The sequence below is a fragment of the Caballeronia sp. LjRoot34 genome (assembly GCF_964253815.1).
In the GTDB taxonomy this organism is placed as follows: Bacteria; Pseudomonadota; Gammaproteobacteria; order Burkholderiales; family Burkholderiaceae; genus Caballeronia.
Genome location: NZ_CAXUSB020000001.1, coordinates 183,719 through 196,309, shown reverse-complemented (window position 1 = coordinate 196,309; position 12,591 = coordinate 183,719). Strand labels below are relative to the sequence as shown.

14 protein-coding genes are annotated in these 12,591 nt (G+C 59.2%); 6 read left to right on the top strand and 8 right to left on the bottom strand.

Annotated elements, in window-relative coordinates; translation table 11 throughout:
• Positions 1-107: 107 nt before the first annotated feature.
• The 3 genes from ACSQ36_RS00890 to motA form a co-directional block, all read right to left on the bottom strand.
• Positions 108-488, bottom strand: a complete 381-nt coding sequence (locus ACSQ36_RS00890; RefSeq protein ID WP_213764683.1) for a response regulator — start codon at positions 486-488, stop codon at positions 108-110.
• Between the two features lie 66 nt (positions 489-554).
• Positions 555-1,544 carry a flagellar motor protein MotB gene (gene motB, locus ACSQ36_RS00885; RefSeq protein ID WP_436180611.1) on the bottom strand — a complete coding sequence of 330 codons (990 nt, stop codon included), beginning with the start codon at positions 1,542-1,544 and terminating at the stop codon, positions 555-557.
• A 33-nt stretch (positions 1,545-1,577) separates the two neighbouring features.
• A complete protein-coding gene (motA, locus tag ACSQ36_RS00880) occupies positions 1,578-2,438 on the bottom strand; it encodes a flagellar motor stator protein MotA (protein WP_213764681.1) in 861 nt (286 codons plus the stop codon).
• Positions 2,439-3,200: 762 nt separating this feature from the next.
• On the opposite strand from motA, the gene ACSQ36_RS00875 reads away from it, so the two are divergent.
• The gene (locus ACSQ36_RS00875) at positions 3,201-4,271 is read left to right on the top strand and encodes a glycosyltransferase family 4 protein (RefSeq protein ID WP_436180610.1); all 1,071 of its coding nucleotides are present in this window, start codon (positions 3,201-3,203) and stop codon (positions 4,269-4,271) included.
• A gap of 220 nt (positions 4,272-4,491) precedes the next feature.
• On the opposite strand, the gene ACSQ36_RS00870 is transcribed toward ACSQ36_RS00875, so the two are convergent.
• Entirely contained in the window at positions 4,492-4,797 is a 306-nt protein-coding gene (locus ACSQ36_RS00870) for an H-NS histone family protein (RefSeq protein WP_213764679.1), read from the bottom strand.
• Positions 4,798-5,090: 293 nt separating this feature from the next.
• Between ACSQ36_RS00870 and aqpZ the strand changes: the two genes are divergently transcribed.
• Together aqpZ and ACSQ36_RS00860 are read left to right on the top strand one after the other, a co-directional pair.
• Positions 5,091-5,810 carry an aquaporin Z gene (gene aqpZ / locus ACSQ36_RS00865; RefSeq protein ID WP_213764678.1) on the top strand — a complete coding sequence of 240 codons (720 nt, stop codon included), beginning with the start codon at positions 5,091-5,093 and terminating at the stop codon, positions 5,808-5,810.
• 349 nt (positions 5,811-6,159) lie between these two features.
• A complete protein-coding gene (locus ACSQ36_RS00860; protein ID WP_436180609.1) occupies positions 6,160-6,444 on the top strand; it encodes a PXPV repeat protein in 285 nt (94 codons plus the stop codon).
• A 162-nt stretch (positions 6,445-6,606) separates the two neighbouring features.
• On the opposite strand, the gene ACSQ36_RS00855 is transcribed toward ACSQ36_RS00860, so the two are convergent.
• Positions 6,607-7,443 carry a Cof-type HAD-IIB family hydrolase gene (locus tag ACSQ36_RS00855; protein WP_436180608.1) on the bottom strand — a complete coding sequence of 279 codons (837 nt, stop codon included), beginning with the start codon at positions 7,441-7,443 and terminating at the stop codon, positions 6,607-6,609.
• A gap of 39 nt (positions 7,444-7,482) precedes the next feature.
• Positions 7,483-8,385: a BadF/BadG/BcrA/BcrD ATPase family protein gene (locus tag ACSQ36_RS00850; RefSeq protein ID WP_436180607.1), complete on the bottom strand. Its 903-nt coding sequence runs from the start codon at positions 8,383-8,385 to the stop codon at positions 7,483-7,485.
• A 317-nt stretch (positions 8,386-8,702) separates the two neighbouring features.
• On the opposite strand from ACSQ36_RS00850, the gene ACSQ36_RS00845 reads away from it, so the two are divergent.
• The 3 genes from ACSQ36_RS00845 (at position 8,703) to ACSQ36_RS00835 (ending at position 10,771) form a co-directional block, all read left to right on the top strand.
• Positions 8,703-9,344, top strand: a complete 642-nt coding sequence (locus ACSQ36_RS00845) for a DNA-3-methyladenine glycosylase I (RefSeq protein WP_436180606.1) — start codon at positions 8,703-8,705, stop codon at positions 9,342-9,344.
• 479 nt (positions 9,345-9,823) lie between these two features.
• Positions 9,824-10,249, top strand: a complete 426-nt coding sequence (locus ACSQ36_RS00840; RefSeq protein ID WP_436180605.1) for a hypothetical protein — start codon at positions 9,824-9,826, stop codon at positions 10,247-10,249.
• A gap of 162 nt (positions 10,250-10,411) precedes the next feature.
• Positions 10,412-10,771 (top strand): hypothetical protein, encoded by a 360-nt coding sequence (locus ACSQ36_RS00835; RefSeq protein WP_436180604.1) that lies wholly within the window; start codon positions 10,412-10,414, stop codon positions 10,769-10,771.
• A gap of 276 nt (positions 10,772-11,047) precedes the next feature.
• Here the strand turns inward: ACSQ36_RS00835 and rpsU are convergent, their stop codons facing one another.
• Positions 11,048-11,260 carry a 30S ribosomal protein S21 gene (rpsU, locus tag ACSQ36_RS00830; protein ID WP_031357080.1) on the bottom strand — a complete coding sequence of 71 codons (213 nt, stop codon included), beginning with the start codon at positions 11,258-11,260 and terminating at the stop codon, positions 11,048-11,050.
• A 353-nt stretch (positions 11,261-11,613) separates the two neighbouring features.
• Entirely contained in the window at positions 11,614-12,561 is a 948-nt protein-coding gene (locus tag ACSQ36_RS00825; protein WP_436180603.1) for an aldo/keto reductase, read from the bottom strand.
• Positions 12,562-12,591 lie beyond the last annotated feature (30 nt).

Sequence of the window (12,591 nt, the reverse complement as noted above, 5' to 3'; positions counted from 1 at the left end):
CCTTGTCTGTCGTCGCTATGCGCGTCGTAAAAGCTAATGTGTTCTTCGTACCTGATGCTTAAGGACTAATGCTTCGTGCGTCGTGCTTCATGCAAAAAACGGTTGCTTCAGTTCGGGTGTTCTGCTCCCGACAGCGTGGCGACCAGTTCGGTCAGCATGTCGGGATCAAACGGTTTTTCCATCCAGCCCGTCGCGCCCACTGCGCGCGCCGATGCTTTGAACGGCTCGCCCGACTCGGTCGTCAGCACGAGGATCGGCGTGTTCGCATACGCGCGATGTCCGCGCAATTTCCCGATGAGTTCCAGGCCGCTCATGGCCGGCATGTTCTGGTCGGTGATCACGAGATCGAACTGTTCGGCGAGCGCTGCTTCGTAGGCCTCTGCGCCATCCATGGCCAACACCACGCGATACCCCGCCGCGACAAACGTCGCCGAGAGGATTTGCCGCATGGCAGCCGAGTCGTCGATAGCCAGAATGTTCTTGATCATGATGTGTGCCGCCCTCTGTCCGATGTTCTTGTCGTGCTCTCGTGAGCGTGTCTCATGGTGCTGCCGTCATGGTGTCGCTTTCATGGCCGGCAATGCCGGCGCCAGTGAGCCGAGGTTGGGCTTGACGTCAACCGGGCCGGCGGGGCCGCCCGCGCTACTGGTAATCGTGGTCGCCGGCATGTCCTCGCGCGTCATGGACGCTTCCGACTTGTGGTTCAACACAAGGATGCTGATGCGCCGGTTCTCGGGATCGAAAGGATCCTGCTTGTTCAGGTTCTGCGTCGACGCCAGTCCAAGCACCCGTAACACCTTCGACTCGTCCATGCCGCCCGAGATCAGCTCGCGCCGCGACGCATTCGCGCGATCCGCCGACAGCTCCCAGTTGCTGTAACCCTTTTCGCCGCCCGCGTATTGCGTGGCGTCGGTGTGTCCCTGCACCACGATCCGGTTCGGCACGTCGTTCAGCGCCTTGCCGATCTCGCGCAGGATGTCGCGCATGTAGGGCTCCACGTTGTTGCTGGAGAGCGCGAACATCGGGCGCTTCTGGGTATCGACGATCTCGATTCGCAGACCCTGTTGCGTCGAATCAATCCGGATCTGCTGCCTGAACTGGCGCAACACCGGGTTCGCTTCGATCGCGGACATCAGCTTGACCTGCAGGTCGTGCAAACGGGCCTGGTCGCGCCGCTCGAGTTCGCCCTGCGCGGCCCTCAACGTCTGCTCGTCGAGCCGGTCCACGCGCCGCGTACCGTCGCTCATGCGAGTCGTGCCCGGCTCGGGGCTTGAAATATCGCGCCCGCCGCCGTCGATGATGCTGGAGTCCATGCCGGTACGCTGCCCGCCCATGATCGCGTTCTTGAGCGGCATGTTGAAATACTCGGCAATCCCCTGGCGCTGCGTCGGCGACACCGCGCTCAGCAGCCACATCAACAGGAAGAACGCCATCATCGCCGTCATGAAGTCGGCGTAAGCCAGCTTCCAGGCGCCGCCGTAGTGCGGCTTCTTGTTCGATATGACGCGCTTGATGAAAATTGGACGATCTTTGTTGTTCGACATGGCTGGCTCCGGGCGCTCGGTCGCGAAAGGCGGTTACTTCGCCTTCACGCGGCGCACGTGTTCTTCCAGTTCGGAGAACGACGGACGCTCGGTGGAGAAGAGCACTTTGCGGCCGAACTCCACCGCGATAGCCGGTGCGTAGCCGTTCAGGCTCGCCAGGATCGTCACCTTGATGCACTGGAACATCTTCGTCGACTCCGCCACGCGCTGTTCCGCGACGCTCGCGAGCGGGCCGATCAATCCATAGGAAAGCAAGATGCCGAGGAACGTCCCGACCAGCGCCTGCGCGATCATCTCGCCAAGGATGGCCGGAGGCTGGTCGGCGGACGCCATGGTGTGGACCACGCCCATCACGGCCGCGACAATACCGAACGCGGGCATCGCGTCGCCTACCTTGTGCAGCGCCTGCGCCGGGCCGTCGCCTTCCGCGTGATGGGTCTCGATCTCCTCGTCCATGAGGCTCTCGATCTCGAACGCGTTCATGTTGCCGCCGACCATCAGGCGCAAATAGTCAGTAAGGAATTCGACGATATGGCGATCCGCCAGGATCTTCGGGTACTGGCCGAAGATCGGGCTTTTAGCCGGGTCGTCGATATCGGACTCCAGCGTCAGCGTGCCCTCCTTGCGTGCTTTTGCGAGCAGCACGTAGAGCAGCGCCATCAACTCCATGTATACGTCCTTGTTGTACTTCGAACCCTTGAAGAGTGTCGGGATCACACGCAGCGTGGCTTTGATCGTCTTCATGCCGTTGCCGAGGATGAACGCGCCCAGGCCGGCGCCCGCGATCATCAGGATTTCAACGGGCTGGACCAATGCGCCAAGGTGACCGCCTTCCAGCGCATAACCGCCGAAAACGGACAACAGCGTCACTAGTGTTCCGATGAAAATCAGCACAATTGAACCCTCATGGTTGCATCGGCGAAACCGCCGTTAAGTGGTTTACGGCAAGTAGCTGGAAAACTTTGAAGGGAAATCGCGGATGGGGACGGCGTGGGCGAGCCTCAGGGATCGTCTTTATTGGCGGCGCGTCGAAACCTGTAAGGTGGTCGGCTGGTGCGCCGGTGCGGTTGCCTTGTTCGCCTGCGGGTGCATTGCGAGCGAGAAATCGGGCAAAAATTCCGATTTTTAGCTTACGAACCGGTAACAGGTTGTAAGCAAGCATTAGTCCGATTGAAATGGACGAATGCGTTTTCCGGGCCGGCCGCCTTGTCGTCTGATTAACGGCGGACCCTGGTAAATCTTCACGCGACGCACATTTGTTTGACGGGTGAGGGATGGCACCGCCCGCCGGCGAGGTACAACCGGCGTGACTGCACGGTGGCACACGCCTTGCTGCATCTGGCGTCCTGGGCAATGCATCTTGCACCGCGCAATTTAATGATGGCCGCGCAATCGCTTGCCGTATAAGGGCGTCGGCAATACGTCGAGCTTCGTAACGGCCGGTGTGTCGGCCTGTAACAAGGTTAAGCGTTTGAAAAATGACTCGTTGATACGGAGAGTCATCTTGATAATGGGTCGTAAGGGATAACCCGATTCATCCGGGTCTTATTTTCAGGGGCGGCAGCATTGGCGCTGGCCCGTCCGCAAGGCTTCACCGGTTTTCGTTTCGTTTTGGAGACTGCGCGTCGAAGCCCACACGAACAGGAGAGTCACGTTATGCGTATCGCACAAATTGCACCGCTGCACGAAGCGGTCCCCCCGAAGTTCTACGGCGGCACTGAGCGCGTCGTGTCGTATCTGACCGACGCGCTGGTTGATCTCGGCCATGACGTGACGCTGTTCGCAAGCGGCGACTCGCAGACCAAGGCGAAGCTGGAAGCCGCCTGGCCGCGCGCGTTGCGCCTTGATCCGTCCATCCGCGACTGGAATGCTCCGCACGCGCTGCTGCTGGAGAACGTACGGCGCCGGGCGCATGAATTCGACGTGCTGCACTTCCACCTCGACTACATGCCGTTCTCGCTGTTCTCGCAAATGGACACGCCGTTTTTGACCACCCTCCATGGCCGGCTGGATCTGCCCGAACTGCAACCGGTGTTCAGCGCGTTTCCTGATGCATCGGTCATCTCGATCTCTGATTCACAACGCGTACCGCTTCCACAAGCAGGGTGGCTCAACACGATCTATCACGGACTGCCGGAAAAGCTGCTGACGCCGCAGACGCACAAGAAGCCGGAATACCTCGCGTTCCTGGGTCGTATCTGCCCGGAAAAGCGCGCCGATCTCGCCATCAAGATCGCCGCTCAAAGCGGTCTGCCGCTGAAGATCGCCGCCAAGGTGGACAAGGTCGACCAGGAATACTTCAAGAGCACGATCGAGCCGTTGCTGGCGGAGTCGAAGGCTAGCGTGGAATTCGTCGGCGAGATCAACGAGCAGCAAAAGCCGGAGTTCCTGTCGGGTGCCAAGGCGTTGCTGTTCCCGATCGACTGGTCAGAGCCGTTCGGCTTGGTAATGATCGAGGCCATGGCGTGCGGTACGCCGGTGATCGCGTTCAATCGCGGTTCGGTGCCGGAAGTGATCGACCACGGCGTGACGGGCTTCATTTGCGAGGACGTGCAGGGTGCGGTCGGCGCACTTCAGCGCCTGGGCGAACTCTCACGTACCGAAATTCGTGCGCAGTTCGAACGCCGCTTCAGTGCAAAGACCATGGCGCTGAACTATGTCGAAAGCTATACCGCGTTGTTGCAGGCAGCCAAGCGCCCGGTATTGCGCCGAGTGGCGATCGGCTAAATTCCGGCTAACTCCGTCAGTCGCCCGGAGACCGGGCGACGCTCGGAAAAGCCTGGAATTGCGGCGCCCGCGTGACTGGAAACGATGGTTGCATCGTTATCCAGCGGTTTATCGCAAAGCACAAAAAATCCGCCTTTTTGGGCGGATTTTTTTGTGCTCATTCGTGCCAGCATTTACTTCTATTTTTGTCTGCACTATTCGATGCGCCCACCGCACTCCTTTAAGAGTGCGCCTGACTAATCAGGAAGCGCTCGCGATTCTTTCCCGCGATCCATTTCGGCGGTTTGCCGCGGCCGCTCCATGTGCTGCCGGACTTGGGATCCTGATAGATCGGCGGCAGCGGCTCCTTCTTGGGTGGCCGGCCTCGCCGGACCACCGACAATCCCAGGTCCTGGGCTGTGAGCCCGTATTCCACGATCTTGCGTCTGATATCCACCAGTACTGCTTCCAGCTCTGCGCGGCGTACCTCCTCCGCCTGTTCCTGAAGCTTGGCGATCTGCGCCTTGAGCTCGGTGTATTGCGACATTTCCCAATCCTTCTAATAGCCTGCGATTATTGAGAAGCGTAACGGCATCGATTAAAAGATGCAACGTTTGAACATCCAATTGCGAAAAATCCTAATGCAAATGAGAAGAATCTTGAAACTATAGGGCATTCCTAATAAGAGATCCCTTAGTTCCCGATGATTTAACAATTGTTGACAACTAGTCCCGAGACTCGGATTACACTGCTTACCCGCCGTGGTCGTCCGTACCAATACTCGTGATCACAAGCGTCGGGTTTGTTTCAGTTTTTTATATATTTTTAGGACTACGAATCATGCGATTAGGACAGCGCCTCGGCGCAGAAATGTTTGGTACGTTCTGGCTCGTGCTGGGCGGCTGCGGCAGCGCAGTGCTGGCCGCGGGTTACCCTCAACTTGGTATCGGCTTCGCGGGCGTAGCGCTTGCGTTCGGCCTGACGGTGCTCACCATGGCCTACGCCATCGGCCACATTTCGGGTTGCCACTTGAACCCGGCGGTGAGCGTCGGTTTGACGGTTGCAGGACGCTTCCCGGTCCGCGATCTGGTTCCGTACATTGCGGCCCAAGTGGTGGGTGGCGTGATCGGCGCGTACGTGTTGTCGGTGATCGCCAGCGGCGCGCCGGGTTTCGACCTGGTTGCCAGCGGCTTTGCCACCAACGGTTACGGCGACCACTCGCCCGGTCATTACACAATGATCGCAGCGCTCGTGTGTGAAGTCGTGATGACGTTCTTCTTCCTGTTCGTCATCCTGGGTGCCACCGATAGCCGCGCACCTGCCGGGTTTGCGCCAATCGCCATTGGCCTGTGCCTGACACTGATCCACCTGATCTCGATTCCGGTCACTAATACGTCGGTTAACCCGGCGCGTTCCACGGGCCCGGCGTTGTTCGTGGGCGGTGCAGCGTTGGACCAGTTGTGGCTGTTCTGGGTAGCTCCGATCATTGGCGCCATCATCGCGGGCGTAGTTTATCCGTTGCTGACCGGTGCGAAGAACCGGGCGCTTGCTGCAGCGTGAATTAAAAACGGTGAAAACCGATAAAAAGCCGGGCACTGAACGCCCGGCTTTTTATTGTGCAATTCGTTTTTATTGCGTCGATACAGCAGATCAATATGAATAATCCGCGACAAATGTAATGGCGGCTTACGGCCCGAGAGTGTTTTAAACGTCAATTTACTTATGCGAGGCGGGGAAATCATCCGACAAAGAATAGCTGAAAGGGCGTTGCGGACATTTACTCTGCAGACGAACCCGGACTTGAAACTTTCGCGACACTTTCATTCGCTAACAACTCGTCGATACTCGTAAGACAGCCATTGCGTAGATTGGAGTCATGCGACACGCGTCGCCCTAAAAGGAGAACACCATGAAACGCATCGTCACTCATTTGCTGGTTGCTGCCGGTCTGGCAATGGACGCTGTCGGCGCCGCGCAGGCGCACACGGATCTCTCTATTGGGCTGTCGCTGGGCGTGCCCGGCTATGTGCAACCCGGACCGGTTTATGTCCAGCCTGCGCCGTTTTATCGCGCTCCGCCGCCCACCTGGGGTCATCGCGATGACCGCTGGGGCGGACCGGACCGCGGACATTGGAACCGCACTGGCTGGGATCACGGCGGCTACGGTCATGACGGCTGGAATCGGCGCGGATAAGTTGCGCTTGGCGTAGCGATTCGCCAAGAATCGTTCGCGCAAAGGGAGCGTCCGGTCGAGGCGTTCCCTTTTTTGCTACGAGTCAAGGGCACGGCTACGACGCTGGCGAACGCCGCATTGAGCACTGCCTCGGCTAATCTCGCGCTTCCAGCCTAAGCCGCTTTATTCGTCAACGCGAGCCGGCGCCGCGAGCTCATCCGTCATGCCGAACAAGGCACGCAATTGATGTGCAACGCCGGCCTCGAAGTTGTTGCCCGTCCTCGGGACATTCGGCAGGCGTTTGATCAGCGCCGGATTCGCGTTGTTCATCATGAATGGCCGACCCGCGGTCTCGAGCAGATCGATGTCGTTCATGTTGTCGCCAAAAGCGACACAATGCGCGGTGTCGATATCAAGCCTGTCCAGCACAAACTGCAACGCCCGCCCCTTCGAGACATCAGACGTCATCACTTCGAGACAATCCGGCATCGAATAAGTGACATAGATGGAATCGCCAAATTCGCGTTCGAGATTCGCCGCGGTCACCTTGAGATCGTCCGGCTCACCGATATACAGCACCTTCGCAATGTTCTCGCCGTCGTGCTCACGCAGGTCCATCACGTCGTAGTCAAAGCCCGAATCCTGATGGAACGCCAGCAGTTCGGGTGCGTGACGGTCGATCAGCCAGGCGTCGTCGGCGAAGAGATTCACGATCACGCGCTCGCTTCCCGCCAGATCAGGTTGGGCCAGACGGCGCACCGCCGCCGGAGCAATGTCGCGGGCGTAAATACGTTCGTTGTCCGGCGCGTGAATGCGTGCGCCATTCGACGTGATCAGATAAGCGTCAATGCCGAGCACTTTCCGAATTCCGACCACATCGCGATAATGCCGCCCCGTCGCGATGATAAAACGCACACCGCGCGCTTCCAGTTCGCGGACCGTTTCGACGGTGAACGGGTCGACCTGATGGTCGCTGTTGAGCAAGGTGCCGTCGAGATCGGTAGCGATGATGGAATACATGGGAAGCACTTTCCTTTAAGCCGTTAGGAACCTCGCATTTTAGCCCTCATGGGCCGATTTTCGGCTCGCGGCGTGGCGCGCCAGTTGCAGAGCGCCTGCAGCAGAGTCCGCGAGGGGCAGACGCAAGCGACTGCGCAGCGCGTCCGGAACGAACGGAGTCAGTGGTACCGCCAACCCGCCACACAACGCGACCGGCAGGGACTGGTCCGGGTCCAGCGCCGACACCATTTTTGCGATCTCATACCCCGCTTCCTCAAGCAGGCGAGCCGCGAACGGATGTTTTCCATGTTCGAAAACCGTTGGCGCCAGCGTTGCATAACCCGTTTGATTTGCCGCGCACAGCCATACGACGAGGCTGTCCCGATCAGTCGCGTCCGTACATGCGAGCAACGCTGCGGACCAGTCGTCGGCGGGTGCCCGGCCGTCCAGCACATGCTGCAAGTGCACGACCGCCCGCAAGCCCAACCAGGCTCCGCTCGCCTCGTCGCCGCTCGGAAAACCATAACCGCCCGCGATCGCTAACTGACCGTTGGCATCCAGCGACGCGGCGATACTGCCCGTTCCCAGCGCTACGATCACGCCGGGCTCGCCTCCATGCGCACCGAGCAAGGTAGTGAAAGCGTCGCTTTCGACGGCAAGCGCGCACCCGTCCGGCGCGGTGGCATGGAACTGGGCAAGCCAACCCGCGTGATTCACGCCGGCGAGGCCACAGCCAAGCGCACATGCGCTCCACTCGAACGGCAGGCCCGCTATTTCAAACGCGCGCGAACACGCCGTTTCAATAGCTTCCCACGCACGCTCGACACCGAGCGCCAGGCCTGACGGGCCGCCCATCGCACGTGCCAGTTCGATGCCTTCCGTGTCCGCCAGGACGACGCGCGTACCGCTGCCGCCGCCGTCGACGCCGATCAGGTATTTATGTGTGTAAGTTGAGGTAGTCATGCCCGCAAGCTTAACGGCACTACCAGCACGCCGCCACTCAGCCGAACGGGCTATGCGACCTGAAACGCCGCAGGACAACCCGCGTATCGGGTAACCATTGGGCAACCTTCTCCCATGTGCCAACTGCCACTGGGACTGGACGTTATGCCGTTCGTTATACCTATGCGTCCGGCGAGCCGTCGCATACCGGTCTTGCCGCGCGGGAAACGTTCATGCGCGGCAAGTCGCCCGAGAACCAGGCCAATCGGCCGACTGTTCTGCCCCTGCCCTTCCGCCTATGCTGATCGAACGCCAACCCCGCAGTCCCCGAACCCGACATGACAAACCCGAAGAAGAACCGCCCATCCGACAACACCGAGCCGCACCGTTGCGGCTGGGTGACAACCGAATCGCTCGCCCGCTATCACGACGAGGAATGGGGCGTTGCGTCCCACGACGATCGCCATCTGTTCGAAATGCTCGTGCTGGAAGGCGCGCAGGCCGGACTGTCATGGTTGACGATTTTGAACAAGCGTGAAGGTTATCGGGCTCTGTTCCACAACTTTGACATAGACCGGGTGGCCGCCTTTAGCGAAGACGACGCAGCCCGGTTGCTGCTCGACGCCCGCATCATCCGCAATCGCGCGAAGATCTCGGCGGCCGTCGCTAATGCTCGCGCGGTGCAGCGCATCCAGGCGGAACACGGCTCGCTCGCGAATTTCGTGTGGTCGTTCGTTGGCAATACGCCCATTGACACCCCGCGCGCAACTTATGCACAGGGGCCCGCCTCCAACGAAGTCTCCGACGCCATGAGCCGCGCGCTCAAGAAATACGGCTGCAAGTTTGTTGGAACAACCATCTGCTACGCGTTCATGCAGGCAACCGGCATGATCAACGACCACGAGGCCGCCTGTTTCTGCCGGTTCCGCAACAGCGCAGCCGTCCCCAGCCGCGAATCCGCCAAGCGCCAAACAAATTAGGTAATTTGCTCCACCGTTTTCCGATACGCACATTGCGTTTTCGCAACATTTTTCGCGGTTTAAGGCCTCGTCAGGGAAAATCCTGACGATAGCCGTATCTACGTGGTGAATCACGCTCTGAAGCCTTTACTACAAAGCTTTTACGGGATTCCGCCTCTGTGCAAGAAGTCAGACATCATGTCAGAATTGCGGCCAACCGCACATAGCACCACTTTTTTACCGGAAAGAACCGCTATAAATACGTTGTAAGCGGCTTTTTCCGGCGAGCCAGTTGACTCTGAAACGGCTGTCGCTTCTTACCACTTACCAAGCGTATTCAGAGCGTGCGAACGATCACCGCCAAGTAGGCAAACCGCTGAAATGACGCGGTTTTTATGTGGTCGGCCGCGCTATGCCGACGAAGTCTGCGTCCGATACTGATAACGCTGTTGATGAACACCCACGAAGCACCGCAGTTGTCGGTGCAGGGGAGAACCAGAATGAAAAACCTTAATTTCTTAACACACCAGGAAATCTTCGACCGTGCCGTGCTTCACCTGTTTGGCCAAGGCCAGGCAGCGTTGTTGCCCCGCGGCGGCGGTGCATATCGCGGTTATTGCGGCGGTTGTCCCGTCGGCAGCTTCATCAAGGCGCGCGATTACATGACCGCCATGGAAGGCGTGCCCATTCGCTACGTCGGCAAGGGGCCGGAAACCGTGCCGGCATACATGGATGTCGGTGTGACTGCGCTGAAGCGCGCGCTCTTGCGCTCGAATATCAACGTCTACGACCCGACGACCGTCGAGCTGCTCAGTTGCCTGCAAAACGTACACGACGTGTTCGGAAAGTGGGAATGGCGCGAACGATTTGCGTCGATTGCCCGGCAGTTCAACTTGTCGGCGGATCGACTTAAGTCGGCAGCCTGAGCGGAAATTGGACAGGGTTTTGCGGGGCTCCGCGAGGCGGCCACGCTGCTGAAACGATTCCCCTCGCACTGACCCTACGAACGAACCCCGCCCGCGCCGATATCGAACGAATAAACAGGCGCGCGGACGAGCAACGAAACAGTCAAAGCAACGAGCAATGCAATGTTAACGGCGAGAGACATCTACGAGCGCGTGAGCAGCCATCTGCTTACGCAACGGGCTGTATCAGAAGACGAAAACGGTTCGTGCCGGCTACGCAGCGGCAATGGCCGCAAGTGCGCGATCGGCTCGCTGATCGCCGACGAGTTGTATCAGCCGGAGATCGAAGGCGTTGGGATCTCGTACTACCGGCATGCGAAGGACGGCTCATTGTTGCGCGCGCTGTATGCGTCGGAGGTCAATGCCTACGATCCGGACATCGTCGAGTTGCTGATTGAACTGGAGGAAGTCCACGACGATTTCAACGTGGACGAATGGCCCCAGCTCCTGGCGCGCGTGGGCGAACGGCACGCGTTTGTCTAGGCGCGAATAAACGCCCGCCGGCTTACGCGAAGGCCTGCCAAGCCGGAGCAAATGCGAAAGCGAGGAAGATCCGCTCAAGGCGTAGAAGACAGAAGTCCCACCACGACAGAAGTCCCACCACGACGACCCGAACAAGCTGAGCCGCGAGCCGAAGTAAACCCAGGACTTAAAACCAGCAAATCAAATCAGACAAGCAAAACGGCGATGCAACCCTTGCGGGCGGCATCGCCGTTTTGCCCGGTGCAGCCGGTCAATCAGGCTGCGACCTGCCAAGACTTAGTGAAGCTTCTTGGGCAGCATCTGGCTGCGCAGACGCTTACGCAGACGGCTGACTGCTGCCGCCTTCTTGCGCTTGCGTGCCGTCGTCGGCTTTTCGTACGACTGACGTTCGCGAAGTTCGGCGATCAGGCCGTTCTTTTCGATGGTCCGGCGAAAGCGACGGATCGCAACGTCGAACGGCTCGTTTTCTTTCAAAACAATAGTGGTCATGGATGTCCTAAATCGCTGATACGTTTTTCTGACTGCGCGGCGAAGCGTCAACCTAAGGCAACGCCGCGCGCCGGCACTCCGATCGTCCACCCAAACAACGGCGGACACGAGCAAAGCGGCCACGGAGGCCGGAAAAGAGAGAGGTGGGATTTCACCGCCGATCACGGCATGCGCAGTCTGTCGAAAACGGAGCAGCGCACTTCGGGCCGCCCGGCGTCGCTTAAAAATAGCTGCGCCATCGGGCAAAAATCTCGATTCGGGCGAGATGTTATCAGATCGTCGCCCGGTCGCCAACCCCGCAAAACCCATTTGCGGGGTGGCAACCCCATGATCATGCGTGCTTTTTGCCGGTTTCAGTCCGGATTGCTGGCTTCGTCGAGGAGTGCGACGTCTTCGGGCGCCAAAGTAATGCGGGTCGCGTGGGCAAGGGTCTCGAGTTGCTTGACCGATGTCGCGCTCGCGATCGGCGCCGTTACGCCCGGCCGTGCGATCAGCCACGCAAGCGCGATTGCCGCCGGCTCCGTGTCATGGCGATCCGACACTTTAACCAGCGCATTAACAATCCTCAAGCCCCGGTCATTCAGGTAACCCGACACTTTCGCGCCACGCGCACTGTTTTCGGTATCGGCTTTGGATCGGTATTTCCCGCTCAGGAAACCGCTCGCCAGGCTGTAATACGTCACAACCGATATCTTGTGCGCCTTGATAACCGGTTCCAGGTCATTCTCATAACCGGCGCGATCATAAAGATTGTATTCAGGCTGAAGCACCTGATAACTCGCAATACCCTCTTTCGCCGATATCTTCAGCGCCTCTTCCAGCCTTTCGCCGGTGTAATTCGACGCACCAATCACGCGCACTTTTCCCGCCGTAATCAGCTTTTGATACGCGCCGAGCGTGTCCAGGAGCGGCGTTTTATCGTCGTCTCGATGGGAAAAGTAGACGTCGATGTAATCCGTCTTCAGGCGTTTCAGCGAATCGTTGACGGCGGCCTCGATATTCGCCGCAGATAGCCCCGTCCGCGTGCTCAGCATTCCCACCTTGGTTGCCAGCACGATCTTGTCGCGCTTGCCGCTTTCCTTGAGCCACTTGCCGATGATCGTCTCCGACTCGCCGCCCTGGTGGCCGTCGACCCAGGCGGAATAGACGTCGGCGGTATCGATGAAATTAAGGCCGTGGTCGACGAAGGCGTCGAGGATGGAGAACGATGTCCGTTCGTCGGCGGTCCAGCCGAATACATTTCCGCCGAAAACAAGCGGCGCGACTTTGATTTCCGACTTACCGATAGTGCGGTGCTGCATGGTTGCTCCCGGGTTGTTGTAGGCAAACAC

Coding starts and splice junctions, on each gene's coding strand:
- ACSQ36_RS00825 (WP_436180603.1), bottom strand. CDS start 12,561: ATGCAGCACCGCACTATCGGTAAGTCGGAAATCAAAGTCGCGCCGCTT.
- ACSQ36_RS00890 (WP_213764683.1), bottom strand. CDS start 488: ATGATCAAGAACATTCTGGCTATCGACGACTCGGCTGCCATGCGGCAA.
- rpsU (WP_031357080.1), bottom strand. CDS start 11,260: ATGACCACTATTGTTTTGAAAGAAAACGAGCCGTTCGACGTTGCGATC.
- ACSQ36_RS00875 (WP_436180610.1), top strand. CDS start 3,201: ATGCGTATCGCACAAATTGCACCGCTGCACGAAGCGGTCCCCCCGAAG.
- motB (WP_436180611.1), bottom strand. CDS start 1,544: ATGTCGAACAACAAAGATCGTCCAATTTTCATCAAGCGCGTCATATCG.
- ACSQ36_RS00870 (WP_213764679.1), bottom strand. CDS start 4,797: ATGTCGCAATACACCGAGCTCAAGGCGCAGATCGCCAAGCTTCAGGAA.
- ACSQ36_RS00860 (WP_436180609.1), top strand. CDS start 6,160: ATGAAACGCATCGTCACTCATTTGCTGGTTGCTGCCGGTCTGGCAATG.
- aqpZ (WP_213764678.1), top strand. CDS start 5,091: ATGCGATTAGGACAGCGCCTCGGCGCAGAAATGTTTGGTACGTTCTGG.
- ACSQ36_RS00840 (WP_436180605.1), top strand. CDS start 9,824: ATGAAAAACCTTAATTTCTTAACACACCAGGAAATCTTCGACCGTGCC.
- ACSQ36_RS00855 (WP_436180608.1), bottom strand. CDS start 7,443: ATGTATTCCATCATCGCTACCGATCTCGACGGCACCTTGCTCAACAGC.
- ACSQ36_RS00850 (WP_436180607.1), bottom strand. CDS start 8,385: ATGACTACCTCAACTTACACACATAAATACCTGATCGGCGTCGACGGC.
- ACSQ36_RS00845 (WP_436180606.1), top strand. CDS start 8,703: ATGACAAACCCGAAGAAGAACCGCCCATCCGACAACACCGAGCCGCAC.
- ACSQ36_RS00835 (WP_436180604.1), top strand. CDS start 10,412: ATGTTAACGGCGAGAGACATCTACGAGCGCGTGAGCAGCCATCTGCTT.